The following is a 25,276-nucleotide window of genomic DNA, read 5'->3' as shown; positions in this document are numbered from 1 at the left end:
AGGATATCGCCGCTTCATGGCCAAGGACGATGACGGGAGATTGGACGATATTTTCTCCAGGATGAATTTGCCTGCGCTCCTCGGCGGAAAGGATTTCATAAACAAGATCAAAGACCGATTCTTTCTGGCGAAGACGAATCGCGAAGTGTCCACCGCAAGATATCTCGCCCCATCTGCCCGGGAAATCATGGCAGCGGTCCTCACAATTTACGAAATGGATGAGGCAATTTTATTCATTTCCAAACGCGGCTCCACGAATGAACCCCGGGATGTGGCAATTTATCTGCTACGCACTCTGTGTGGACTACCACTGCAACAAATCGCTGATCATGTCAGTCCGCAATCGCAGCGCTGTTAGCACCACCCTGACCAGAGTTGAACGGCGGATGGCCCAGGATGAAGAGTTCAAAAGCAACGTTGCGAAGGTGAAGGCAGTGGCAAAGAAAAGTCAAAGCGAGACCTGACCCATTTTTTGAACGCTTCCTAATCCCGGTTAGCCCATGTTCGATTCATGGTGGGGGCACCAAGGACCTATAGCTTCCAAACTTCAGTTCGGAACCTTTTTTTGGCACCTCCGATTCAGACACTCAACAAGGGCCTCTTCATCCATGACCGGCGCCAAGGCATCTCCCTGGGCGTACGTGCAGCCATACTCCTGCAGTGACCGCAAGCGCGTTGCGTCCTCGACGTTGGGGGCTACGAGAATGAGCCCCGTGCCCTTGGCTATGGAGGCGAGGCTGGCAAGCACGCCCGGATCATTCTGCAGGGATGTGTTCAGCTTGAGCCCGCGAAGCGGAAATCGATGCAGGTCCGCAAGCGATATGTGAGTCGCGTCGAAATGATCCACGACAATGCCTACCCCGGCCTTGTCCACTTCAACAAAAACATTCGAAAACCGCTCCGCGAAATATTTCAGCCACTCTTCGCGCACTTCCAGCAAAATGGCCGAGGGACTGATTCCGTGTTCGAAAACAACCCCCGTCAATTCCTCGATGAAGCCATGGCGCAGGACGTTTCTGAGCGAAACGTTGAGGCCCAGAAAAAAATCCTCCCCCATGACCTGCTGAAATCGTTTCAAGGCTGAACAGGTTTTCTGAATCGCCCACGCTTCGAGTTCGAGCACAACGTCGCTATGCTCCGCAAACGGCAGAAACCATTCAGCCCGCAACAGCCCCTTTCGCTTGTGATTCCAGCGCATGTAGGCCTCGACTCCATGGATTGCCCCGGTTTCGAGGTGCACTATCGGTTGGTAATGCATACACACTTCGTTTTCCAGAAGCGCGCTGCGCAGGCCGCTCTCGATCCGCAAAAACTGCACGGCCTCGCTGTTCTGCCGATCATCAAAAATCACGATCTGTCGTTCACCCCTCTGCAGCGCCCGGTCGAGGGCGGCCCTGGCGTCCTTCAGCATGTCCTTTTCGTCCGTGTAATCCCGGGGCGCCATGACCACGCCAAAGCTGCATGTCACCCGCAGTTCGCTCTGGCCAAGCTTGAACGGCCTTGCGGTTTCCTCCTGGATACGCTGGGCCACGCGGACGGCTCCGATGACATCAGGGACATTGTCCAGTAACATGAGAAATTTTTCGGAATCCAGATATGCCGGAATATCGAGCGTGCGCAGACATTTTGCGGTCCGCTTTGCAAGCATTTCAAGAAAGGACTTCTGATCCTCGACCTGCAGGAGAACCTGCTCCACATTGTCGATACCCATGAGCAGCACCACGAAAGCATAGTCCGGATGTCGAATCGAGCGTTTCATGGCGTACTGCAGGCTGTCGGAAAAAATCCGGCCGGAACTTGATTCCGAACTTTCCAGCCTCTTTGAATCCTCGACCGGATGGTAATGCGCGGAGAAAAAAAGCGGATACCCCATTTCATCCTTGTGCAGGAAAACGCTGACATGACAGGGCACGAACTTTCCTGCGGACGTCTGCAGCTCCGTATGAAGCTCTTGCGTGCGGCCGGTTTCCAGAAGGGACGCCAGGACTTTTTCCTGCAAGGCCTGAAAATCCAGGCTTGCCAGATCGACGGCCCAGTTGCGTGTCGCGAGATCATACCGGGAATAACCGCCAAGACTCAGAAAAGCCTCGTTTCCCCCCAGAATCCGCCCGTCGGCGTACCCGGCCAGTACCGGGGTTTCCAGATGGCTGAGAATTTCTTCCATGAATACATTTTTCTGCGCCAGGCGGTGATACTCCACAAACCCGTCAAGAACCGAATCGGCCGGAAGCGTTGCCTCGGCGTAGCTGACGGCTCCGTAAGCCAGATCCGGACGCAGATAGACTGCCGAGTCGATGATCACGGCGGGAGACAGCATGAGCGCGCTCAATATCCCGGGGTACACGGGGGGACGAACGAGAGTGAAGGTCACCACGGGCGGCCTGTGCTCCCCGGACCGCACCGGAACCGGGCGTTGATGATCGCCCGTGAACGGCTGCGAAGAATGCTCGGCATGAACGATACAAACCTTGCATGCGCTGCCCGCTTCACCCCGGAAAAGATCCGCTGCCGACGGATCGATCCGCTCCTCTTCACCTGAATCAGCCTCCGCGCGCACATGGCTTCGCGCCTGAGACCAGCACTTCCAGTCTTCCTCGCCGCCATCGAGCACAAGCCGATGGCCTGCACGGCGAGCCTGCGCTTCCAGCGCATCAAGAAAATTCCGCACGCTCTGCCAAGAAGTGCAAATCACAATGCAGGAATCGACAGGCAGAAGAAAGAGAAATTCGTCCAGATCGGGAGAGACTCGACGCAAACGAAAATATTCCGCTTTTCCCAAAGCATTCAAGGAGGGAAATGAGAAAAAAACCAATTCTTCAGGTGACAGTAAATTACTACTCACGGCACAAACCTGTGGATTTATCTCATGTTTTGGAACTCGGACTTGCGTGAAAGCATCAATACACAATCAAAATATGTATGCATTACGGTCTCAAAGTCAACAAAAGCAGTTATTGGCTGGGAACGGGCAACGTGATGCGGGAAACGTGATGCGGGAGGCGGGGGCAGCGGTAAACCAGGGGAGATGACACCGCGCAGACGGAATACCGGCTTGCGGCCGATGATCATGGAAATCCCGGACTGGTGGTCGCGCAGGAAACGGACTATGCCCTAAGCGGCGACCTCCGGCGAGTTCCGCACGGTCCCATTCCAGGCCGCCAAGTGCCGGGAGCCAGCCCACGGCAGCAGAAATGTTGCCGAGCTTGACGCAACCCGATGATTTTCAAATTCAAATAACGGACCGACGTCGTCCTGGAGCGTTCCTCCGCCGGATGACAGTTTTATATCCAAATATGTACGATATCGTTCTCGCCACACTCAGTGCCCGCTATATCCACCCCAGCATCGGACTGCGCTACCTGCATGCCAATCTGCGTGAGCTTGCGCCCCGGGCCGTAATCGAAGAATTCACCATTTCGGAACAGCTGCTCGATATTGCTGAAAAAATCCTTGCGCACCGCCCCAGGATCATCGGCCTTGGCGTCTACATCTGGAACGGGAAGGAGTGCGAACAGCTGGTGCGCATCCTGAAATCCCTTGCGCCCGAGGTGCTGCTTGTTCTTGGCGGACCGGAGGTCAGCCATTTTCCGCACCGGCTCGATTTCTCCCTGGCCGACCACGTGATCTGCGGCGAAGGGGAGGAACAGTTTCATAAGCTCTGCTGCGCGCATCTGACCGGCGGCAACGAGTCGCCCCGCATCATTGCGGCAAGTCCAGCCGACCCGGACAGCCTTGTCATGCCCTACTCCCTGTACACCGACGAGGACATTGCCCACCGGGTCATTTATGTTGAAGCGTCAAGGGGATGCCCCTTTTCCTGCGAATTCTGCCTGTCCTCCATCGACAAACTGGTCCGCTATTTCGATCCGGACCGGTTCCTGCGCGAACTGGCCACGCTGTGGGAACGGGGGGCGCGCAACTTCAAGTTCATCGACCGCACGTTCAACCTGAGCATGCAGCGGGTCGGACCGATCCTGGATTTTTTCCTGGGCCAGAAGCCGCCGTTTTTGGTCCATTTTGAAGTCGTGCCCGAGCATTTCCCGGCCGACCTGCGGGAGAGGCTCGCTCAGTTTCCTCCGGGCACCCTGCAGCTGGAAGTCGGCATCCAGACCCTGAATGCGGCTGTGGCCGCGTCCATTAACCGGCGGCTGGACATGGACAGGATCACCGACAACCTGCGCTTTCTGGAAGAAGAGACCAATGCCCACCTGCACGTGGACCTGATCATCGGGCTGCCGGGCGAAAGCGTGGACAGCTTCGGCCGCAACCTGAACCGCCTGGCCGGCCTGACCAGGGCGGAAATCCAGCTGGGCGTCCTGAAAAAACTGTCCGGCACTACCCTCGGCAGGCACGATGCCGTGCACGGGATGACCTATCTGCCCTATCCGCCGTACGAGATACTGGCCAACAATCTGATTGATTTTGCAGCCATGCAGGACTTGAAGCGCATGGCCCGGTTCTGGGACCTGCTCCACAACAGCGGCAATTTCCAGGGCAGCGTGCGCCTGCTGTGGCCGGACCAGGATGTCCATGCCGGATTTCTGCGCTTCTCGAAATGGCTCTACGGCGCGACCCTGTCCACCTGGCAGATTGCCCTGAAACGCCTGGCGGAGCTACTTTTTGCCTACCTGACCGAGGAGCTTGGCCTGTCCGGAGAGGAGGCGGCCAACGCCATTGCAGCCGACCTTCTCAAGGTCAAAGGCCGGCCGCTACCCATGGTGATCTCGGAAAACATGACCATTCATCCCGGCTCCCTGACGGCCAGAACTACGCAGAGCCCCGGAAAGAGGCAGGCCAGACATCTGGAGTGATGGACGGCTGGTCCGGGAACAAAGAGACGGCTGGTCGTCGCATGACAAATCGTCTCTCGACAGGCATGCTTGGCAGTGTAGCCTTCCCGTAAATCGGACGACGTTGTATTTGACGGCATTTCCGACACCATCGCTACCGCAAACAATCCGGCAATTCCGGTCAGGCATCAGCCCAGAAATGCCTGCGCGGCGTAAGCGCACACTGTTTGGCGCGAATTTTAGCGGCCTATTTGGCACTGAAAGGTTTCCTTCCAACGTCAAGCTGCGCGGAACACGTGAAAACGATTGAGAGTGCAAGCGAAAACGGCCACTGGGGGACAGATGGGGGGACAAACCCATGCCCCCGAGGGGAGAAAATAAAAAAAGGACCTAGATTTTGCATCTAAGTCCTTATTTTTACTGGAGCCAGGAAAGAGAATTGAACTCTCGACCTACTGATTACGAATCAGTTGCTCTACCAACTGAGCTATCCTGGCCAAAACAGCGAAGTCGTAGCTATCCAAGGTGCGGGCGAGCGTCAAGGGAAAAGTGACGAAAGCCGGGTCGATACTTCGCAAAACATCGCCGTCACCTCAATCGATCTGCATCACCACGGGCACGACCAGCACCGTTCCTGCGCGCTGGAACTCGCCCCATCCCTTGTAAATGCCAGGCCCGGGGAAGCGGGCTTCGAAGACGACCTGGTTTGCCGTGTCCCCGGCGGCGGGTTCGCCGTGGACGTATTGGTGGCCGTCCGCGCTCAAGGCAATGAAATGGCCCCTGGCCCCGAGGAAATTTTCCAGATCCGCGACGGGCTCTTCATTCAGGTCCATCAGGGTGAAACTGATCCTGTGCATGCCCAGGCCGGGTTCAACGCCGACATTCGCCAGCATCTCGGAAGTCTGCACCATGCCCGGCACATACGGGTCCAGCGACGGCGCGGAGGAGCCCCCGCCTTCGACGCGTAATTCGGTCATGAGAGTCACGGGACTGCCGTCCATAGGCGTGAAGTCGGCATGGAACAAATAGGTTCCCCCTTCCGGAAAGGTCATGCCGGTGACCATGGTCCCGAGCGGCCCCGGCTCCGGAAAAGCATGGATGAACTTGTCGAGGCCCTCCCGGACGATGGTCAGATGCAGCTTTTTCCCGCGCACGACCTCAAACCCGGTCACGGGTGCGCCGTAGGCGTCGGTCAACTGCACGGTTATTTCCACCTGCTGGCCTGCCTCGACCACTTCGGGGACGCTGGTGAGCGTCATGTGAAACGCGCGGGGATCGATGCCCGGGGAGGCTTGTCCCGTGGCGGCAAGAAGGTGCGTGGGCCAACAGCAGACCAAGAGGAGTACGAAAAACAAAAAAGAATATGAACTACGCATGAAAACCTCCGGGATGAAAGCTTGTTCATCATTCTTTCTTAAACAGCTGCAGGGTTTTCGCAAGAAAAATCGGCCAGCTCCGCAAGGACTGCGTATCCTGCCTGGAAGCATCGCTCCGGGCGTAGGGCAAAAAAAAACCCACCATGAGGTGGGTTGGGTCGGCGTCTGGTGGAGGGGGGAGGATTTGAACCTCCGAAGTCGTACGACGACAGATTTACAGTCTGTTCCCTTTGGCCACTCGGGAACCCCTCCGGACAGAGGCGGTTACTAGATGACCCGAAGGCGGCGGTCAAGGCTTTTTTTTTGTCGGAGGCATTTCAATATCCTGACTCTGCAGGATAATATTATCCCGCAGGGCCAGAAACTCGTCCCTGTGCGCAAACAGGGTGTCGATCAGGGCCGGATCGAAGATGCGCGCGCGCTGGTCCTGCATATACGCCAGGGCGTCGGACACGCTCCAGGCCTCCTTGTAGACGCGCGCGCTGAGCAGGCTGTCCAGAACATCGACCACCCGCGCGATGCGGCTGAAGATGTGGATGCTCTCCCCCGCAAGGCCGCTCGGGTAGCCGCTGCCGTCCCAGGCCTCCTGGTGTTCGAGGGCAACGCGGGCCGCAGTCTGCATGATGTGGTTGCCGGATCTGTTCAGAATGTCGAAACCCAGACGCGGATGCTGCTCCATGACCCCACGTTCGGCCTCGTCCAGGGGGCCGGCCTTGAGGAGCACGCTGTCGGGAATGGCCACCTTGCCCACGTCGTGCATGGGTATGGCCAAACGCAGCAGATCGCAGTCATCCACGGACAACCCCGCGTGACGCCCCAGCAGCCAGGCCATCTCCGCCACCCGGCGCACGTGCATTCCGCCGGACAGGGCCCGATTCTCCACAACCTCGCCAAGGGTAAAAATTACCTCCCGGTGCGTCTGTGCGATCTCCTGGTTGAGCTGCAGGTTCTCGAAGGCCACGGTCACGTTGGCGGCGAAAACCTGCACCAGATCCTGTTCCAGAGGCGTAAGTTCGCGCAGTACGCGCAGGAAAAGCACGTGCCGGGTCCCGCTGGTCATGCCGAAGCAACCCGCGTAGCTGGTCTGGCTGAAAAAACACTGGTCCGCGCTCGCGGCCCGGCGGATCAGGTCCATCTCCTCCGCATCGAGCACTTCGCTCGCAAGTCGGGACTCAAGGTTTGAAAAATCTCCGGTGCCCGCAATGATGATGAAATCGTCGAGCCTGTCACGGGCTGCGAACCCCGAGGCATCGCCCAGATACATGGAGCTGTCCTCCAGATGCAGGAGCGAGGTCATCTGGGTCAGCACCCCGCGTGCAAAAAGCTCCAGGCTGTCGGCCTGAAACAGGTCGGCCGAGGCGGCGATGATGTCTTCGAGTCCTTGACGGCTGGATTCGATGGCCCGCAGATCACGGTATGAGCGGATGCCTGTGGTCACGGCGGTGAAAAGTTTCTGGGCCGTGAGTTCGGATTTGCTCTTGTAGTCGTTGATGTCGTAATTGATGATGACCTGGCGTTCCGGGGCCTGCCCGGGCTGCCCCGTCCGCAGGATGATTCGCACCAACTGGTTGTCCAGCTCCTCGCGCACCTGCCGGGCCAGATCGAGACCCGCATGGGGCGTTTCCATGACCACATCGAGAAGCATGACCGCGATGTCGGGATTTTGGGCCATGACCTGTCTGCCTTCATCAGCGCTGTAAGCGCTCAGAAATTCAAGACGTGCGCCCTCGAACTCGAACCCGTCAAGGACCATGCGCGTGATGCTGTGCACATCCTCTTCGTCATCCACGATCAGAAGTTTCCAGGCCTTGCGTTCAAATCGGGACGCGCCCGTGTCTTCTTCGGCGGCAAACACGATGTCTTCGCGCAGTTCGTGATCGGTCATGAAACCTTCCCCCCCATGAAACCCACTAGTCCGGATAGGTGGCACGAATGGCCAGCATCTCGTCCAGATTCTCCAGAAAAATGTCCACCAGGAACGGATCGAACTGCCGCCCCCTCTTCTCCCGCAGGTAGTCCAGGACATCGCTCAGCGGCCAGGCCTTCTTGTAAACCCGGTCGCAGGAGAGTGCGTCGAAGACATCGGCCAGCGCCGTGATGCGCCCGAAAATATGCGTCTCGTCCTCAGCCAGCCCGTGCGGATAGCCGCCCCCGTCCCAGTGCTCGTGATGCTGCAGGGCGATGGTCGCGGCGGTGCGCATGATGCGACGCGGCGAGCCCTTCAGGATGGAGTGACCGATGACCGTGTGCGTCTTGATGATGGAAAACTCCTCGTCGGTGAGCTTGCCGGGCTTGAAGAGGATGGAGTCGGGAATGCCGATCTTGCCCACGTCGTGCATGGGCGAGGCCATGCGCAGAAGATGCGCCCGCTCTTCCGAGAGCCCGGCCTTGACCGCCAGAACATAGGAATATTCGGCCACGCGCTTGACGTGATGGGCCGTCTCCTTGGAGCGGGTCTCGACCACTTCGCCGAGGGTGAGCACAACCTCGCGCTGCGTGGCCACGATCTCTTCGGTCAGGAAAAGGTTATTGAGGGCCACGGCGATGTTGCCGCCCAGAATGTGCAAAAGGCCCTGCTCGGTCTCATTCAAGGGACGGCCAAAGGAGACATAGAAAAAAAAGTCCTGGTCCGTGTGCGAATTGAAAAATCTGGCCGCAAACTCCTGATCGAGCACCAGCACCCGCCCTTCCCTGCCCACGCGATCGTGCAGCTCCAGCAAGCGCGCAACGGGGATGTGGTCGAGACCGGCACTCAGCCCGCGCGACTCCAGGATTTCGAACTGCTCGTCGCAGCGCAGCGCCACCAGGCCGTTCTCCCGGCAGCATAGCCCGGCGCAGCGCCCGGTACGCAGGATATGCTCCAGCGCGAGGACAAAGAAGTCTGGCAGCGAACTGGCCGAGAACAGGGCCGCCGAGGCGCAGATGATCTCCTGCAATCCCAGGCGGCCAAGCTCAATGGTGCGCAGATCCCGGTAGGAGCGGATGGCCGCGGTGATGGCCGTGAACAGGCGTTGCTCGCTCAACTCCGCCTTGTGCTTGTAATCGTTGATGTCGTATTCGGTGATGACCTTGCGTTCGGGGGCCTGTCCCGGCTGGCCCGTACGCAGGATGATGCGCACGAAGGAGTTGTTCGCCTCCTTGCGCACGTGCCGGGCAAACTCCAGCCCGGCGTTTTCCGTCTCCATGACCACGTCCAGCAGAATCACGGCCGTGTCCGGATGTTCCCGCAGGAGCGCCCGCGCCTCGGCGCCGGAATAGGCGTGCAGATAGCGCACGGGGGCGTTCTGGTAGTGATAGTCTCCAAGGGTCAGCTCCGTGACCTTGTGCACGAAGTCGTCGTCATCCACGATCATGACCTTCCACATCCCTTCGCTCTCGGACTTCAGGGGAGGAGTTTCGTCTGCAAAATGAACTTCTTCCATCGCATGCTCGCTTTTCATGAAAAGAGCTCCAGTTGGAGAAATCAGTCGGGAAATTCCCGACGGATGGCGACAAGGGCGTCGAGCTGCAGCATCATCACATCGACCATGTGCGGATCGAACATCTCCCCGCGCTCCGCGAGGATAAAGGCGCACACCTGATCAAGGGGCCAGGGCTCCTTGTATACCCTGCGCGAGAGCAGGGAATCGAAGACATCGACCAGACAGACAAGGCGTCCATATGGGTGAATATCCCGCCCGGCAAGGCCCCGGGGGTAGCCCGATCCGTTCCAGCGCTCATGATGTTCATGGGCGATGACCGCCGCGGCCTGCATGATGGGCCGGCTGGAACCCTTCAGGATCTGGTGGCCGAGCAGGGGGTGGGTCTTCATGGTCTCGAATTCCTCCGTGGTCAGCGCGCCGGGCTTGAGCAGGATGGAATCGGGGATGCCGATCTTGCCCACGTCGTGCATCGGCGAAGCCAGACGCACAAGGTCCACCTCCAGGGCGTCGAAACCAAGCTCAAAGGCCAGCAGCCTGCAACATTCCGAGACCCGGCGTACATGCCCCGCCGTTTCCTTGGAGCGCGATTCGACGCACTCTCCAAGAGTCAGGATAATCTCTTTCTGGCTGTGCAGCAGCTCCGTGTTCAGCAGCATGTTGTCCAGCGCGATGGCCACATTCCCGGAGAAAACCTCCACCAGCCTGCGCTCGAAAGGATTGAGGGAACGGTCCAGACGGAAATAGAGCAGATTCTCGGACCCGCGCCGGGAACGGAAATACTGCACGAAGGAATCATCCCCGAAGACTCCCGTCCTCTGCCGCAGTGCCTGTTGCAGGACATTCCTCACGTTGTCGCCCAGTTCACAGGTCAGCCCTTCCATCCCGCAGTGACCATACTCCCCTGTCCCCGCGAGCACCGAGATGTCGCCGTTTTGCACCGTGGCCGCGAATCCCGAGGGGGAATGCAGGAAAAGGCAGTCCTCGTTGACCCGCAACAGGGAACTCATCTGATCGAGGACTCCCTGGGCAAAAAGCGCCAGGTTGCGCTGTTCGAAGAGCCCCTTGGTGGAGGATATGATGAGGTTCAGCCCCTGACGGCTCTTCTCGATGACGTTCAGGTCCCGATACGAGCGGATGGCCGTGGTCACGGTAGAAAAGAGCTTCTGGGCAGTGAGCTCCGTCTTGTGCTTGTAGTCGTTGATGTCGTAGCGGGTGATGACCTCCCGTTCCGGGGCCTGGCCGGGCTGGCCCGTGCGCAGGATGATGCGTACGGCGCGGTTGCCGAGCTCGGAGCGTATGAATTCGACAAGCTCCAGTCCCGCCTGCCCTGTCTCCATGACCACATCGAGGAGGATGACGGCGATGTCGTCGTTCCCGCGCAGAAACTCCCGTGCCTGCGCTGCGGAATAGGCGCTCAGAAAGGTCAGGCCCTTGCCGGAAAAAGTCAGTCCTTCGAGCACCATTCTGGTGATGACATGCACTTCCTCCTCGTCGTCGACGATGAGCAGCTTCCAGCCGGGTACGTCCCGTGACGGAGCCTGCTCCTGCTCGTCGGCAAAAAACAGCTCATCCGAGGGGGATGTGGAACCGCCTTGTTTCATATCATCCATCAAGATTCTCCGCGTTCTTGAAACCCGTGTCGCCGACGACTCTCCGGCAGCATTGCGTTTCACATGCATGCCATGGGCGCCGCAATTTATCAAAACCTTTTTAAAATCACGGCACATGCCGCAAAATGTCGTCGCCCCCGCTCCCGTCCGCCAATAGCCCCGCGCCGTGACGGTCCGGGTACGATATCAGCAGGGCCTGATCCACAGGCCGGAACATGCATGCACCGCGCCGAAAAGCCAAGGTCCGCGCGGCGCATGAAAAAAGGCCATGCGCCGCGAATGTGCAGCGCACGGCCTTGCAGCGGCAGGCCGGACAAATCCGGTTAAAGCAGACGGATCTTGCGTTTGAGTTCCAGGCCCTGGGAGGCAGCCTTGGTCAGGGAATCCTCGCCGCCCAGCACGCAGATCAGCCCCGCCTGAGCGACCTCGCGCAGCAGCGCGCCGAAATCCCGGAAATGGCGCTCGTCCGTAGCCAGAACCTCGTCCCGGATGCGCTGGCGGGTCTCTGTGGTCACCCCGGCCAGATGCTGGCTCAAGGCGGTGAAGCCCTTGGAGTCGGGGAGCTGGTAGGGATCGAGATCGCCCGAGGTGCCGATGATGGCCTTCAAAAGCTCGCCACGGTCCAGATTGACCGTCTCCAGGAATTTGCCGCACCCGTCGAAGGCGGCCAGCGTGGAGGTGACGTTGGGGTCGCGGTACGAGCCGAAACTCATGAGCCCCGAGAGGCGGCCGAAGTTGCAAAAGCCGCCGTACGCCCCGCCCAGGACCCGCACCTGCTCCCACAGCCAGGTCGTGCGCAGGTACTTGACCGCCACCAGGCTCGATCCGTGAAAGGAGTAACCGGCCCTGTGCAGGTCGCAGATCTTGCCGACATAATTGACCTGAGCCGGGATGATAAGCCCCTCGTGCCCGTCCGCATCCGGCCTCTGCCAGACCGCGTCAGCCAACGTCCCGCCCGGCAGACCCGCCACGAATTCCCGAAAGCGCTCGCCATGGGCGGCAAGCATGCTCTCGTCCATGGTCAGGTTCAGCACCGCGCCATCCTTGCGCACCAGCGCCCGGCGCAGTTCCTCCAGGTCGGACAACACGCCGCCGAAATCAGTGTCCATTCTTTCGGCCAGCTCGCGCAGGAAGAAGAGATTCTCAAGACCGCCCATGCGCTCCTGCAGGCTGTCCGCCGGATTGAAGCGCGAACGCAGGCGCAGGCCTACGAAATGATGGCCGGAGGGTACCAGAGCGTGCTCAAGGCCCGCCTTCTCCTCCAGCACCATCTGCCGGAAGCGCTCGCGGTCGTCGAAACGGGCCAGGGTCAGGGCGTCGCGCACGATGTCGATCATGTCACCGACCCGCTCGCCCACCGCCTTGGCCCGCACCACCAGCCGGGCCACGGGGGCGGGGCCGTCCTCGCGCTGGGACAGCAGGCTCCTGGCGTAGACGCCGCCGGTCTTGCTGTTGATGCGCTTGGAGAAAGACACGTAGTCCTCCTTCGCGGTCCCCATCTCGGTCAGGGCGCGGCCAAAGAGCGGGACCAGGGGAATGAGGCGATCGGGCACCGCACCGAGGTCAAGAGCCAGATCCATGTAGCAGATGTTGTTGGTCGGCAGGTCGTGCATGAGCGCCGTGGCTTCCTCCCAATCACGCACCTCCGTGGGCACGACCCGCACCGCAGGGTCGATGTCATCCCGCGAGAGGCTGGGCAGCAGGGCCAGGGCCTCGGGCGAATCAGGAGCCTCCTGCATGCGCCGCAGCTGCTCCGTGCGCCGCACCAGCTCGTCGTCGGACAGCGCCGCCTGATCGTTGCGCAGCTTGACAATGAGCTCCTGCTCCTCGTCCTCCACCCGCGCCGCGTGTCCTTCCTCGGGTTCGAGGACGACCACGCTCGCATGGGGATTGCGCAGGATGTGCCGTTCGATGAGATCTTCGAAAACCCTCTCGCCCCGGGCCAGGCGTTCTTTCAGGGCGGCCATGGGCGCCTCGAAGGCCACCAGCTCCAGAGGATCGAGATCGTACAGCCAGGACCCCAGCGAGCGCAGCATGACGATGAGGCCGCGCGGATAGGAGCCGGTGTTGTTTTCGCGCAGATCGAATTCCGCGGAATTGACTCCGGCCTCGATCAGGTCGGCCTCGAACCCGTGAGCCACGATGTCTTCAAGAGTACTGACGATGAGCTCGCGCACGGCCTGAAAATTTTCCGGCAGCACGCCCTTCATGCCCACGGAATAGTACATCTGGGCCATCTCGTGTTCAACGCCGGCTCCGGTCAGGTCCTCGCCGAGCCCCGACTCGATGAGCGCCTTGCGCAAAGGCGAGGCGTTCATGCCGGTCAGGAGGCTGTCCAGGATCTTGCAGGCCAGCACGGTCCCGGCGTCTTCCTTGCCGGGCAGCAGCCAGTTCATGGTCAGCATGCCCAGGGCGTCTTCATCCTCGCCCATGGCCTCGAACCCGCGCCGCACTTCAAGCGGAGCATCGAAGGCCTGCTGCCGCGCAATGGCCGAGTCCACAGGAAGGGCGGAAAACTGATCCAGATATTCGCTCAAAAGTTCGAGTCTGGCGTCCGGGTCGTCATCGCCATAAAAAAAGATCCAGGCGTTGGAGGGATGATAGAGCGTGCGGTGAAACTCCAGAAAGCCCTCGTAGGTCAGATCCGTGATGGCGCCGGGGTTGCCGCCGGAGTCGAGGCCGTAGGTGGTGTCCGGGAAGAGGGACTGCTGCGAAAGCTCGGCGAGCTGCGAATCCGGCGAAGAGTACACGCCCTTCATTTCATTGTAGACAACGCCCTTGACGGACAGCTCCCCGCCCTTTTCCGGCAGGTCCAGATGCCAGCCCTCCTGCTCGAATATCTCGGGGGTGATGCGCGGGAAGAAGACCGCATCGAGATACACGTCGACCAGATTGTAGAAATCCTTCAGGTTCTGGCTGGCCACGGGATAGCAGGTCTTGTCCGGATAGGTCATGGCGTTCAGGAAGGTCTGCAGCGAACCTTTGAGAAGGTCCACGAAGGGCTCCTTGACCGGGTACTTGTGCGACCCGCACAGCACCGAATGCTCCAGGATGTGCGCCACCCCCGTCGAATCCGACGGCGGGGTGCGAAAGCTGATGCCGAAGACCTTGTTTTCGTCGTCGTTGACCACGGACAGGATGCGCGCTCCTGTCTTGTCGTGCACGAAGATATCGGCCCGGGATGAAATTTCCTGAACATAAGTGGTTGAAACGCGAGTGAATCCGGTGGTCATGGGCGGCGTATCTCCTGGAAAGCGGTTTTTGTGCCGGTCTTGCGGAATTGGACTGGACACTTTGATAACCCAGTCCCTTTGCAAGCCCGAAGGACTTCTGTAAAGAGCGGGACTGCAATGTCAATGCTCGAAAGGAGATTTCCATGTCCAAGATCCTAGTCACCGGCGGTGCCGGGTATATCGGTTCCCACACGACGTTGGCCCTGCTTGAGGCCGGTTACGAGGTCGTGGTTTACGACAATCTGTCCACGGGCAAAGCCGAGGCGGTGCTGCCCCCGGCCCGGCTTGTGGTCGGCGACCTGGCCCAGACCCACGAACTGGATCGCCTCATGGCCGAGGAAAACTTTTCGGCGGTGCTGCATTTCGCAGGCTCCATCGTGGTGCCCGAGTCGGTGGAAAACCCGCTCAAATACTACATGAACAACACCAACAATACGACGGAACTGATCCGCCTTGCGGTAAAGAACGCCATCCCGCGCTTCATCTTTTCCTCCACGGCGGCAGTCTACGGCATGCCGGACACCGCCGCCGTGACCGAGGACAGTCCCACCAAGCCCATCAACCCCTACGGCCGCACCAAGCTCATGAGCGAATGGGTCATAGAGGACACGGCCGCAGCCCACCCGAACTTCTCCTTTGTCATCCTGCGCTACTTCAACGTGGCCGGGGCCGACCCCGAGGGACGCATCGGCCAGTCCACGCCCGACGCCACGCACCTGATCAAGGTCGCCTCCCAGGCCGCGCTGGGCCGCAGGGATGCCCTGCACATCTTCGGCACGGACTACGACACCCCGGACGGGACCTGCATCCGCGACTACATCCATGTGGCCGACCTGGCCGGGGCACATGTGCTGGCGCTTGGTCATCTGGAGGCCGGCAATCCTTCGAGCGTCTTCAATTGCGGCTACGGACACGGCTACTCCGTGCGCGAAATCGTGAGCGCGGTAAAGGAAGCCAGCGGCGTCGATTTTCCGGTGGTCCTGAGCCCGCGCCGGGCAGGTGATCCGCCCGCCCTCATCTCCGATCCGGCCCGCATCCGCGCGACCATGAACTGGCAACCCGCCCACGACGACATATTGGCCATCGCGCTCTCGGCCTACAGGTGGGAAATGGGACTCTGAGCACCTGTCGACAAGTACAAGGCCCCAGCCTTGCCAGATGCGATGAACTGCGGGAAACAATAAAATCCAGGCCTGAAGCGAGCCTTTGCCCAGCGGAGCATTTTTCTCGTGTGAGGGCCTGGATCATCTGCGGCGACAAAGCCGATCACCGTTTTGGAGCAGCCTTCGGACCGCGTCAAACTTGACTTCGGGTGCGGGATATTCCACTGTTCTGCCCTTCATTGCAATGCAAATAACGAAAATTTGTGCTCGCCACGCTGGCCCGTGGTCCGTCGGCACAGCAGATAACCCGGAGGAACGTCGTCCCATGAGCGATTACAAGAAAACCCTGAACCTTCCCGCCACCACCTTCCCCATGAAGGGCAGCCTGACCCAGAACGAGCCAAAGATCCTGGACGGCTGGTATGAGACCGACGCCTATGGGGCCATGATCGGCGCCAATGCAGGCCGCGCGCCCTACGTCCTCCACGACGGTCCTCCGTACGCCAACGGACATATCCACATCGGCCACGCCATGAACAAGATTTTAAAGGACGTCATCGTCAAGCATCGCAACCTGACCGGCCGCCAGGCACAGTACGTGCCCGGCTGGGACTGTCACGGGCTGCCCATCGAGCTCAAGGTCGAGCAGGAACTGGGCGGCAAGAACAAGTTCTCCATCCTTGAGATCCGCAAGAAATGCCGCGAGTACGCCCTCAAGTATCTGGATATCCAGCGCGACGAATTCAAGCGCCTGGGCGTGCTCGGAACCTGGGACAAGCCCTACCTGACCATGACCCCGGATTACGAGACGGCCACGGCCCGCGAGCTGGCCAATTTCTACAAAAAGGGTTCCGTGCAGCGCAACAAGAAGCCCATCTACTGGTGCGGTTCCTGCGAGACGGCCCTGGCCGAGGCCGAGGTCGAGTACGATGACCATTCCTCACCCTCCATCTACGTGCGCTTCCCCCTTGAAGCGCAGGAACTGGGCAGGATCTTCCCGCAGGCCCCGGCCGACAACAGCTTCATCGTCATCTGGACGACCACGCCCTGGACCATCCCGGACAACCTGGCCGTGGCCGTGCACCCGGACTTCGAATACGATCTTGTCCAGGTCGGCGGCGCCTTTTACATCCTCGCCAAGGAACTGGTGGCCGGATGCGCCGAGCGCTTCGGCTGGGGTGAATGGTCCGTGCGGGCAACGGTTCCGGGCAGCGCGCTGGAAGGCCTCGTCGCCCGCCATCCCTTCTATGACCGTCCGTCCCCCGTGGTCACCGCCGACTACGTGACCCTCGACGCGGGCACGGGCTGCGTTCACACCGCCCCCGGCCATGGCCGCGAAGACTACGAGACCGGACTGCGTCATGGCCTTGAGATCCTCTCGCCCCTTGATGACGAGGCCAAATTTCTGCCCAGTGTCGAATTCTTCGGCGGCAAGAACGTCTTCGAAGCCAATCCCCTGGTCATCGCCAAGCTGACCGAGGTCGGACACCTTCTGGGCAGCGAGAAGATCAGACACTCCTACCCGCACTGCTGGCGCTGCAAGAAACCCGTCATCTTCCGGGCCACGACCCAGTGGTTCATCGCCATGGAGCACGACAACCTGCGCGGCAAGACGCTGGACGCCATAGACAACAGCGTGCGCTGGATTCCGTCCTGGGGCAAGGAGCGCATCCACAGCATGATCAAGTTCCGCCCCGACTGGTGCATCTCGCGCCAGCGCATGTGGGGCGTGCCGATCATCGCCCTGTTGTGCAACGACTGCGGGGACGCCTATTTCGACGGTGACTGGGCCCACGGCATCGTGGACCGCTTCGCCACGCATCCCACCGGTGCGGACTACTGGTTCGAGGCCCCGCTGTCCGAGGTCGTGCCCGAAGGGCTGACCTGCCCCAAATGCGGCGGCACGCACTGGGAAAAAGAGGACGACATCCTCGACGTCTGGTTCGACTCCGGCACCAGCTTTGCCGCCGTGGTCGAAGGTCGGCCCGAGTGCACCTTCCCGGCGGACCTGTACCTCGAAGGCACCGACCAGCATCGCGGCTGGTTCCACTCCTCGCTTCTGGCCTCCGTCGGAACGCGCGGCGTGCCCCCCTACCGGACCGTGCTGACCCACGGCTTCGTGCTCGACGGGCAGGGCCGCAAGATGTCCAAGTCCATCGGCAACGTGGTCGCCCCGCAGGAGATCATCGAAAAGCACGGCGCCGAAGTGCTGCGCCTGTGGGTGGCCTCGGAAAACTACCAGGAAGACCTGCGCATCTCCGACGAGATCCTGCGCCGACTGGTCGACGCCTACCGCAAGATCCGCAACACCTGCCGCTTCATCCTCGGCAACCTGAGCGACTTCAACCCGGCCACGGACCTCGTCGCCACGTCCGACATGCTGGCTCTCGACCGCTACGCCCTGAACATGGTCCGTTCCAAGCACCAGGCCATCCAGGCGGCCTATGAAAACTTCGAGTTCCACAAGGTCTACCACACCCTGCACAACCTGTGCACCACGGACCTCAGCTCCTACTATCTCGACATCATAAAGGACCGCGTCTACGTCAACGGCGCGACCAGCCTTGAGCGCCGCTCGGCCCAGACAGCCCTCTATCACATACTGCTCATGATCGTCGGCGATATGGCGCCGATCCTGAGCTTCACCTCCGAGGAGATCTTCCAGCACCTGCCCGAGGCCATGCGCCCGGCGGGCAGCACGGTCTTTGCCATGCGCGTGCCCGAGATCGAAGGCGCGCTCCTGACCGAAGAGGAAGAGGCCGTCTGGAACCTGGTCTTTGCCGTACGCGGCGATGTGACCCGGGCCATCGAGCCCCTGCGCCAGTCCAAGGAACTCGGACACTCCCTTGACGCCAAGGTAATCATCCACGCCACCGGCGAAGCTTTTGCCGCGCTCTCGGGCGTAGCCGCCGACCTGCGCGACGTGTTCATCGTCAGCCAGGCGCAAGTCACGGACGAGCCCGCACCAGCCGAAGCCATCCAGGGCGAGGTCGAAAGCGTGGCCGTGATCATCGCCAGAGCCCTGGGCGAAAAATGCGCCCGCTGCTGGATTCACGACGAGAACCTGGGCACGGACCCCGAGCACCCCTCGGCCTGCCCGCGCTGCACGAAAGTGCTCAAGGAATACCATGCCTAAGGTCGGCAGCGTCCCCTGCAAACCCGACATGAGGCGGCGCTACCGGACCATCGGTCTGGTAGCGGCCATCGTCTTTGTCCTGGACCAGTTGACCAAGCTCTGGATCCAGCAGGCCATTCCGGTCTGGGAAAAGGGTTTCACGGTCATCCCCGGTTTTTTCGACATCGTGCACATCCTGAACCGGGGAGCGGCTTTCGGTTTTCTGAACCGCCACGACATCGACTGGCAGCGACCCTTCTTCATCGTGGTCTCGATCCTGGCCGTGGGTCTCATCTGGGCCCTGGCCAGGAGCCAGGAGGATGACGGACCGTTCTACGTCTACGGGCTGGGACTGATCCTGGGCGGCGCCCTGGGCAACCTGCTGGACCGCGCTAGGCTCGGGGTGGTGGTGGATTTTCTGGATTTCTACGTGGGGGACATGCACTGGCCGGCCTTCAACGTGGCCGACATGGGCATCTGTATCGGCGCTGCCGCGCTGCTCGTTTCCTTTTACCAGCAGAGGCGTCGCTGTGTTCCCGACAATAATTGAGATCGCGCCCTTCATCCTCTTCGGGTTCACCATCGGCCCCTTCGCGCTGCACACCTACGGCCTCTTTGTCGCCGCAGGATTTCTGCTGGGCATTGCCTGGTCCATGCGCGAGGCCCGGGCCCGCGGGCTGAATCCCGACATCGTTTCCGACCTCGGATTTTACATCATCCTCGGGGCCATCATTGGCGCACGCGTCCTGTATGTGCTCATCAACCCGGCCTATTTCTGGAACAACCCACTTGAAATACTGATGTTCTGGAAGGGAGGACTGGTCTTTTCCGGCGGGGCCATCCTGGCCACTCTTTTCGCACTTAGCTTCATGCGGGTCAAAAAAGAGGACCCCTGGCTGTGGATGGACGTTCTGGCCCCGGGCATCGGGTTGGGCGAAGCCGTGGGCCGCATCGGCTGTCTGGCAGCTGGATGCTGCTACGGAGCGGTCTGCGACCTGCCGTGGGCCATCACTTTTTTTGACCCCGAATCCCTTGCCCCCCTGCATGTCCCGCTGCATCCCACCCAACTCTATCACACCCTGGCGGGGCTGGCCTGTTTCGCCGCGACCCTGGCCCTCAAATCCCGGACACGGAACACGGGCCAGCTCATGGGTATTTTCTTGGCTCTTTTCGGATCGTTCCGGTTTATCATCGAACTCTTCCGCGCAGACTATCGCGGAGATTTCGGACCCATCAGCGTGACCCAGGTCATTGCCCTCGGGGCGGTGTGCCTTGGGCTTTTCATTATCCAGCACAGGAGACGCAATGTTCTTTAGCATTCCCCCTGACAAACTCGTTTATGCCATACCGCTCCTCATTCTGCCCATTCTGCCGAATTTCTGGTCCATCTGGCATCTGTACACGAACGAATTTCCGACGCATCAGGAGCGAGCCGCCTGGATTGTGGCCCAAGTCGTCTTGCCGGTCGTCGGCGGAGTGGGTTATATTCTCTTCGGCAGAAAACGGGCCATCAAAAAACAATGACAAACCAGTCTCTAACCTTCGCGGTCGAGACCAGTCAGACGAAAACAGCACCCATTAGAGAGGTTCGCATGTCTTCTTTTCACCTTGGCAGGAAAATTCTGGTCACCGGAGCCCTGGCTGCTCTGCTGGGCACAATTCCGGCCTGCGTCACCACCTCGGATTTCGATCGCCTACGCAGTCAGGTCTATTCGCAGGAGCAGGAGCGCATCAAGCAGCAGGACCGCATCGCCCAGCTCGAAGCGGAACTGGCGCGCAGCCAGCCGGCCCAGGCCAACAACTGGGCGGAAGTGAACACTTTGCGCAGTCAGCTCGCGGCCCTGACCGGTCAGGTCGACGACCTGCAAAGGACCCAGCAAATGCAGCAGGAGGCAGCCGGAGGGATGGTGACCGTGGACTCGCTCAATTCCAGGGTCGTAGATCTTGAACGCAAGACGCTCTTCATGGCCACCCAGCTTGGCATCGTCTTTGACGAGATGCCTCCCCTGCCCCCGGCCCAGTCCGTGCCCAACGGCAGCTTCCCGGGGACCATGACCTCCCCGAGTCAGGAACCCGAAGTCCCTGGCGACGCCTCCCAGCCCATGACCCAGCCTGCGCCTCCGGTCACGAGCGCCCCCCAGGCCCAACCCGAAACCCAGCCGCAGGCCGAAGTCCCGGGGCAGGAGCTTTACCAGCAGGCCCTGGAGAGTTTTTATGCCATGAAGTATAAGGAGGCCCAGACCACCTGGGCCGAGTTCGTCAAGGGCTTCCCCAAGGATCCCCTCGTGCCCAACGCCATCTTCTGGCAGGGCGAATGTTTCTTCCAGATGCAGGACTACGCCAACGCGGTCCTGACCTACCAGAAGGTCATCGAGGATCACAGCAAGTCCAACAAGTACACGGCCGCCCTTCTCAAGCAGGGCATCTCCTTCTTCAAGCTCAAAAAGGACCAGGCCGGCAGGCTGGTGCTTGAAGACCTGATCAAGAAACACCCCGAGTCCGCCGAGGCCAAGCGCGCCCAGGCCTACTTGAAGAGCGGCAACTAGCCGCGCGCAAGGATACCCATGTCCACCCAAGAATACAGCCGCATCGTCAGCCTGCGCTTCCCTCCGAAGTCTTCGGGTCAGCCAATGATGTACAATCTGGCCAAACACTTCGACCTGACCTTCAACATCCTGCAGGCGAACATCAACCCGCGCCGTGAAGGGCACATGATCCTTGAGCTTTCGGGGACACGGGAACACTACCGCCAGGGCGTGACCTATCTGCAGGAGCAGGGCATCAAGGTCACGCCGGTGGCCCACGAGATCTCACGCAACGAGGAGTCGTGCATGCACTGCGGTCTGTGCACTGCCCTGTGCCCTTCAAAGGCGCTGCACCTCAATCTCGAGACCCGGCTGGTCGATTTCGACCAGGAAAAATGCACTGCCTGCAACATGTGCGTCACAGTGTGTCCGGTGCGGGCCATGATCATGGAGGTCGACCCGGACACGTGGTAAAGGAGGTAGTCATGAACGTTCCGGAACGTGCTTACGCCCGAGTCGAAACGGCCCTGAAAGGACATCTGCGCGTCCTGCCCACAGGCCGGTTCACCTCCCTTTTTGCCTGCACCCAGACGGGAACCATGCCGCAGCTCTCCGAGACCGCGCAGTCCGCGCTCCCTGACGGGCTGGCGCACTACCTGCGCGCCATGAACGAAAAACTGAGCGCCATCCTTTCGATCCTGACCCAGCAGACCCTGCAGGAAGACTTCCCCGTGCCAGTGCTCATCCACGACATCAGCGGCGCGGGTCTCAGATTCTCGGCGGACAGCGAATTCGAGCTTGGCCAGGGCGTGGAAGTGGTCATCGCGCTCAGCAACCAGCCCCAGACCCTGGCCGGAGCCATCGGGACCATCCTGAGGGCTGAAGAGAATCAGGGAGAGCGGGTCTGGGCCATGGAATTCAAGGACATGCGCGACTGCGAGCGCGAAAAGATCATTCAGTTCGTCGTGGCCAAGCAACGCGAACAACTCCTGGAGCGTCACCTCGCCCCCTCATCCTAACCCGGGACACAGGCATGCACAAAGAACAGCTGAGTCAGGAACTGCTGAACAGGATCACAACCAAGGCCGAAAGCACCATCCGGGAGGTCATCTCGGCGGCCTTGACGGAAGAGATCAGCCGCGCTCTGACCATGGCCCTGACCGAAGGCGAATTCTACCGCGCCATAAGCACGGATCTGCAAGCCGGGCTCAAATCCATCTACCAGGAGATCAACTCCGCAGCGACCGGCACCACAGATTTGCCGATGGTCGCCGACCCCGTGGCCGACGAGATGTTCTCCGAAGCATCGACCCAGCTCGGAGCCATCCTGCAGACCACCGAGCAAGCCACCGAGAGCATCATGGGACTGGTGGAGAAGCATCTGGACATGAACGACCGCACCATGCAGCTTCTGGCATCTCTTGAAAACGGGACCGCCAAACCGGAAATCGAGGAACTGCGCAAGGGAAGCGAAGTCCTGGGTGCGGACCTGATGGAGATCATGACCACCCTGAGCTTTCAGGATCTGACCGGACAGCGCATCAAGCGCATTGTCGCAGCTCTGCGACAGATCGAGAAAGTAGTTTTCGAACTCTACATGGCCACCGGCCTGTCTTTGAAAGCCATGGAACAAAACCCGGAGCAGTCCGTCGAGGAAATCCGCCAGACGTCCAAGGCCAGGGCCACGAAACTCAAGGGCCCCCAGGACGCCAGCTCGCAGACGGATGTGGACGACCTTTTGAGCCAGCTCGGTTTGTAGTTTTTTCACCCAAAACAACGCAAGCCGGTTACGGAACTCTCCGCGACCGGCTCTTTTCATGGAGACACAACATGCCTCAGCTTGCCGACATCACCCTCTTCTCCCTGACCCGGACCATGAGCGTCCTCGACCAGCTTTTTCAGGAGGAGCCGGACCTCTACGAGGATTTCGTGCGCGAGATTTGCGCCGAGTTCACCCTGGCCAAGGAATACATGCTCGCCATCCAGGAGATGGCAAACCGCGAGGCGGACCGGGAAACCATCGCCCAGGCCGACCTGACCCTGCGCCACATGCTGGCCCTGTGGGTCCTCAGCAACGATCTGACCGTGCCCGTGACCGGACTCGAACAGATGCAGTAGCCTGGCAGGCCGCCCCAAAACGGCGATCTGCTGCGTCAGTAAAAAAGCCAGACCGCTTGTGTATGCACAAATACACTGCGCGTCCGGCTTTTTCCGTTTCCTTGCTTCTCACCGTTTTTGAATGGCCTGCAAATTTTGTTTTTTCCAACAGTCAGCTAGTCTTTTTTGTCTTTGCTCCCGGCCAGGGGGTGGGCGGCGTCATAGACGCGCATGACCTGGGCGAGATCGAGGTGGGTGTAGCGCTGGGTGGTCGAGATGCGGGAATGGCCGAGGAGTTCCTGCACGCTGCGCAGGTCGGCTCCGGCCTGGAGCATATGTGAAGCGAAGCTGTGGCGCAGGGTGTGAGGGCTGATCGAACACGGGGCCCCGCTGCGCACGGCCATCTCCTTGACGATGCGGTCACCCGCCCCGCCTGCCCAGAAAAATGGCCTGCTCCCGGGGCGCCGGACCAAAAGCCCCGCGCTGCTCGAGATAACGTCCCAGCCGCTCTGCCGCCGGACCGGTCAGCGGAACGAGGCGCTCCTTCCTGCCCTTGCCCAGCACCCGCACCAGCTTCTGATCCAGATCCAGATGGGCGAAATCGAGCCCGAGGGCCTCGCTGACGCGCAGCCCCGAGCCGTAGAGAACCTCAAGCAAGGCAAGGTCGCGCAGACCTTCGGGATCGAGGGTGACTTCAGTCTCGAGCAGATGAATGGCCTGGTCGACATTGAGGACCTTGGGGTGGATCTTGGGCAGCTTTGGGTTGGAAAGGGCCGCGCAGGGATCTTCCTGGACCAGCTTGCGCTGACGAAGGAAGCGGTAAAAGGCCCGCAGGGCCGAGAGCTTGCGGCAGACGCTTGACTTGGCCAGGCCGCGCCGGTGCAGATCTGCCAGATAGGCGGTGATGTCCGCCTTGGTCACCTCGGCGGGAACGTCGAACCCCTTGCTCCTGCGCCCCATAAAGAGGTGCGCGCCCTCGAGATCGGTCCCGTAGGCGGCCACGGTGGCCGGGGAGTAGCCACGCTGGGCGTCCAGATAGAGCAGGAAAAGCGCGACAGGATCAGGCGCCGGCCCGTTTGTCCATGACATAGCAACTCTTGGGGTTCTTTTTGGCTTCCTTCTTCAGGTTCATGGCGATCTGGGAAGCCTCGCCAAAATGCTTGAGCTTGCCGCCGCGGTTCAGGACCACGGCGATGGAGATGGCCATAAGCGGAAAAACCTGTTCCTTGCCCTTGCGATCCAGGGAATGGATGGCCCCGCGCGTGCGGTCCTCCTGATCGTAGAAATGGGGCACGATGGAGTCGAAATTGTCGATGACCTGCTGGCAGGCGCTCTCGGCCTTTTCCGGCGGCACTATGAAGACGAAATCATCCCCGCCCACATGTCCGACGAACGTGCTCGCCCCCATGAAGCCGCGGATGGAATTGACAATGACCCGCGCGGTCATGAGCAGCACCTCGTCCCCGCGCGAAAAGCCGTACTTGTCGTTGAAGGACTTGAAATGATCCAGGTCGATGTAGGCCAGGGCGAAGTCCTCCTGCCTGTCTATGAGATCCTGAATTCTGTGGATGATGGACGTGTTGCCGGGCAGCTTGGTCAGCGGGCTGGCGTCGAGTTCACGGGTGGAGCGGTGATAGGCCAGGATCAGGCGCCCCTTGGCGATGGACGGCGAAAAAGGCTTGACCAGAAAATCATCGATCTCCAGCGTGCTGAAATCCTGAAGTTCGGCCAGATCCTCGCTGGCCAGGCAAAGGACCACGGGCAGCTGGCGATAGACGTTCTCGCCCTTGATCAGCCGGACCAGCTCCACCCCGGCAATGTCCGGCAACTGTTCGTCCACGACCAGAAGATCCGGGGGCTCGCTGAAAAGAAACTCCAGCGCCGACGTGCCCCGGGCAAAGCAGGTCCACTTGACCTCATCTTCGGGCCACAGGGCGCGCAGGCTGCCTTCAAGCTTGGCGTCGGAGGTGACCAGGAAAAAATGCTTGCCGTCCTTCATGATGCG

General features: G+C 60.4%; 19 protein-coding genes, 2 tRNA genes and 1 pseudogene. 12 read left to right on the top strand and 10 right to left on the bottom strand.

What is annotated here, in order from left to right; translation table 11 throughout:
* Positions 1-16: 16 nt before the first annotated feature.
* Positions 17-358, top strand: coding sequence for a hypothetical protein (locus tag CVU60_10485; protein PKN41801.1), 342 nt, complete (start codon positions 17-19; stop codon positions 356-358).
* A 189-nt stretch (positions 359-547) separates the two neighbouring features.
* On the opposite strand, the gene CVU60_10480 is transcribed toward CVU60_10485, so the two are convergent.
* Positions 548-2,812: a hypothetical protein gene (locus CVU60_10480; protein PKN41800.1), complete on the bottom strand. Its 2,265-nt coding sequence runs from the start codon at positions 2,810-2,812 to the stop codon at positions 548-550.
* 481 nt (positions 2,813-3,293) lie between these two features.
* On the opposite strand from CVU60_10480, the gene CVU60_10475 reads away from it, so the two are divergent.
* Positions 3,294-4,811, top strand: a complete 1,518-nt coding sequence (locus CVU60_10475; GenBank protein ID PKN41799.1) for a B12-binding domain-containing radical SAM protein — start codon at positions 3,294-3,296, stop codon at positions 4,809-4,811.
* Between the two features lie 400 nt (positions 4,812-5,211).
* On the opposite strand, the gene CVU60_10470 is transcribed toward CVU60_10475, so the two are convergent.
* The 7 genes from CVU60_10470 to CVU60_10440 all read right to left on the bottom strand — a co-directional run bounded on the left by CVU60_10470 (position 5,212) and on the right by CVU60_10440 (position 14,431).
* Positions 5,212-5,287 (bottom strand) — tRNA-Thr (locus tag CVU60_10470).
* Between the two features lie 96 nt (positions 5,288-5,383).
* Positions 5,384-6,166 (bottom strand): hypothetical protein, encoded by a 783-nt coding sequence (locus CVU60_10465; protein ID PKN41798.1) that lies wholly within the window; start codon positions 6,164-6,166, stop codon positions 5,384-5,386.
* Between the two features lie 166 nt (positions 6,167-6,332).
* Positions 6,333-6,418, bottom strand: a tRNA-Tyr gene (locus CVU60_10460).
* Positions 6,419-6,455: 37 nt separating this feature from the next.
* Positions 6,456-8,051: a response regulator receiver protein gene (locus tag CVU60_10455; GenBank protein ID PKN41797.1), complete on the bottom strand. Its 1,596-nt coding sequence runs from the start codon at positions 8,049-8,051 to the stop codon at positions 6,456-6,458.
* A gap of 25 nt (positions 8,052-8,076) precedes the next feature.
* Positions 8,077-9,606, bottom strand: coding sequence for a response regulator receiver protein (locus CVU60_10450; GenBank protein PKN41796.1), 1,530 nt, complete (start codon positions 9,604-9,606; stop codon positions 8,077-8,079).
* A gap of 23 nt (positions 9,607-9,629) precedes the next feature.
* Positions 9,630-11,198: a hypothetical protein gene (locus tag CVU60_10445; protein ID PKN41795.1), complete on the bottom strand. Its 1,569-nt coding sequence runs from the start codon at positions 11,196-11,198 to the stop codon at positions 9,630-9,632.
* Positions 11,199-11,521: 323 nt separating this feature from the next.
* The gene (locus tag CVU60_10440; protein PKN41794.1) at positions 11,522-14,431 is read right to left on the bottom strand and encodes a peptidase M16; all 2,910 of its coding nucleotides are present in this window, start codon (positions 14,429-14,431) and stop codon (positions 11,522-11,524) included.
* Positions 14,432-14,574: 143 nt separating this feature from the next.
* Here CVU60_10440 and galE point away from each other — a divergent pair, with 143 nt between their 5' ends.
* The 10 genes from galE (at position 14,575) to CVU60_10390 (ending at position 23,292) form a co-directional block, all read left to right on the top strand.
* Positions 14,575-15,552 carry a UDP-glucose 4-epimerase GalE gene (gene galE, locus CVU60_10435; protein ID PKN41793.1) on the top strand — a complete coding sequence of 326 codons (978 nt, stop codon included), beginning with the start codon at positions 14,575-14,577 and terminating at the stop codon, positions 15,550-15,552.
* Between the two features lie 307 nt (positions 15,553-15,859).
* Positions 15,860-18,670: an isoleucine--tRNA ligase gene (locus CVU60_10430; protein PKN41792.1), complete on the top strand. Its 2,811-nt coding sequence runs from the start codon at positions 15,860-15,862 to the stop codon at positions 18,668-18,670.
* Complete coding sequence (gene lspA / locus CVU60_10425) at positions 18,663-19,199, top strand: signal peptidase II (GenBank protein ID PKN41791.1); 537 nt, start codon at positions 18,663-18,665, stop codon at positions 19,197-19,199. Before CVU60_10430 ends, lspA begins: the two co-directional genes overlap by 8 nt.
* Positions 19,180-19,965 carry a prolipoprotein diacylglyceryl transferase gene (gene lgt / locus CVU60_10420; GenBank protein PKN41790.1) on the top strand — a complete coding sequence of 262 codons (786 nt, stop codon included), beginning with the start codon at positions 19,180-19,182 and terminating at the stop codon, positions 19,963-19,965. Before lspA ends, lgt begins: the two co-directional genes overlap by 20 nt.
* Positions 19,955-20,173, top strand: a complete 219-nt coding sequence (locus CVU60_10415) for a hypothetical protein (GenBank protein PKN41789.1) — start codon at positions 19,955-19,957, stop codon at positions 20,171-20,173. Before lgt ends, CVU60_10415 begins: the two co-directional genes overlap by 11 nt.
* Positions 20,170-21,195, top strand: coding sequence for a tol-pal system protein YbgF (ygbF, locus tag CVU60_10410; protein ID PKN41788.1), 1,026 nt, complete (start codon positions 20,170-20,172; stop codon positions 21,193-21,195). Before CVU60_10415 ends, ygbF begins: the two co-directional genes overlap by 4 nt.
* Before the next feature lie 18 nt (positions 21,196-21,213).
* Positions 21,214-21,648 carry a (Fe-S)-binding protein gene (locus CVU60_10405; GenBank protein ID PKN41787.1) on the top strand — a complete coding sequence of 145 codons (435 nt, stop codon included), beginning with the start codon at positions 21,214-21,216 and terminating at the stop codon, positions 21,646-21,648.
* Positions 21,570-22,193, top strand: a complete 624-nt coding sequence (locus CVU60_10400) for a pilus assembly protein PilZ (protein ID PKN41786.1) — start codon at positions 21,570-21,572, stop codon at positions 22,191-22,193. Before CVU60_10405 ends, CVU60_10400 begins: the two co-directional genes overlap by 79 nt.
* Before the next feature lie 14 nt (positions 22,194-22,207).
* The gene (locus CVU60_10395) at positions 22,208-22,933 is read left to right on the top strand and encodes a hypothetical protein (GenBank protein ID PKN41785.1); all 726 of its coding nucleotides are present in this window, start codon (positions 22,208-22,210) and stop codon (positions 22,931-22,933) included.
* Between the two features lie 71 nt (positions 22,934-23,004).
* Positions 23,005-23,292: a hypothetical protein gene (locus CVU60_10390; protein ID PKN41784.1), complete on the top strand. Its 288-nt coding sequence runs from the start codon at positions 23,005-23,007 to the stop codon at positions 23,290-23,292.
* A 155-nt stretch (positions 23,293-23,447) separates the two neighbouring features.
* Here CVU60_10390 and CVU60_10385 read toward each other — a convergent pair.
* Positions 23,448-24,360 (bottom strand): annotated as a pseudogene (locus CVU60_10385) (integrase).
* Positions 24,332-25,270, bottom strand: coding sequence for a diguanylate cyclase response regulator (locus CVU60_10380; GenBank protein PKN41783.1), 939 nt, complete (start codon positions 25,268-25,270; stop codon positions 24,332-24,334). The pseudogene CVU60_10385 and the gene CVU60_10380 overlap by 29 nt, the downstream one beginning before the upstream one ends.
* Positions 25,271-25,276 lie beyond the last annotated feature (6 nt).

The organism is Deltaproteobacteria bacterium HGW-Deltaproteobacteria-18 (genome assembly GCA_002841885.1).
Classification (GTDB): Bacteria; Desulfobacterota; Desulfovibrionia; order Desulfovibrionales; family Desulfomicrobiaceae; genus Desulfomicrobium.
This window is presented reverse-complemented; position numbering and strand designations above follow the sequence as displayed.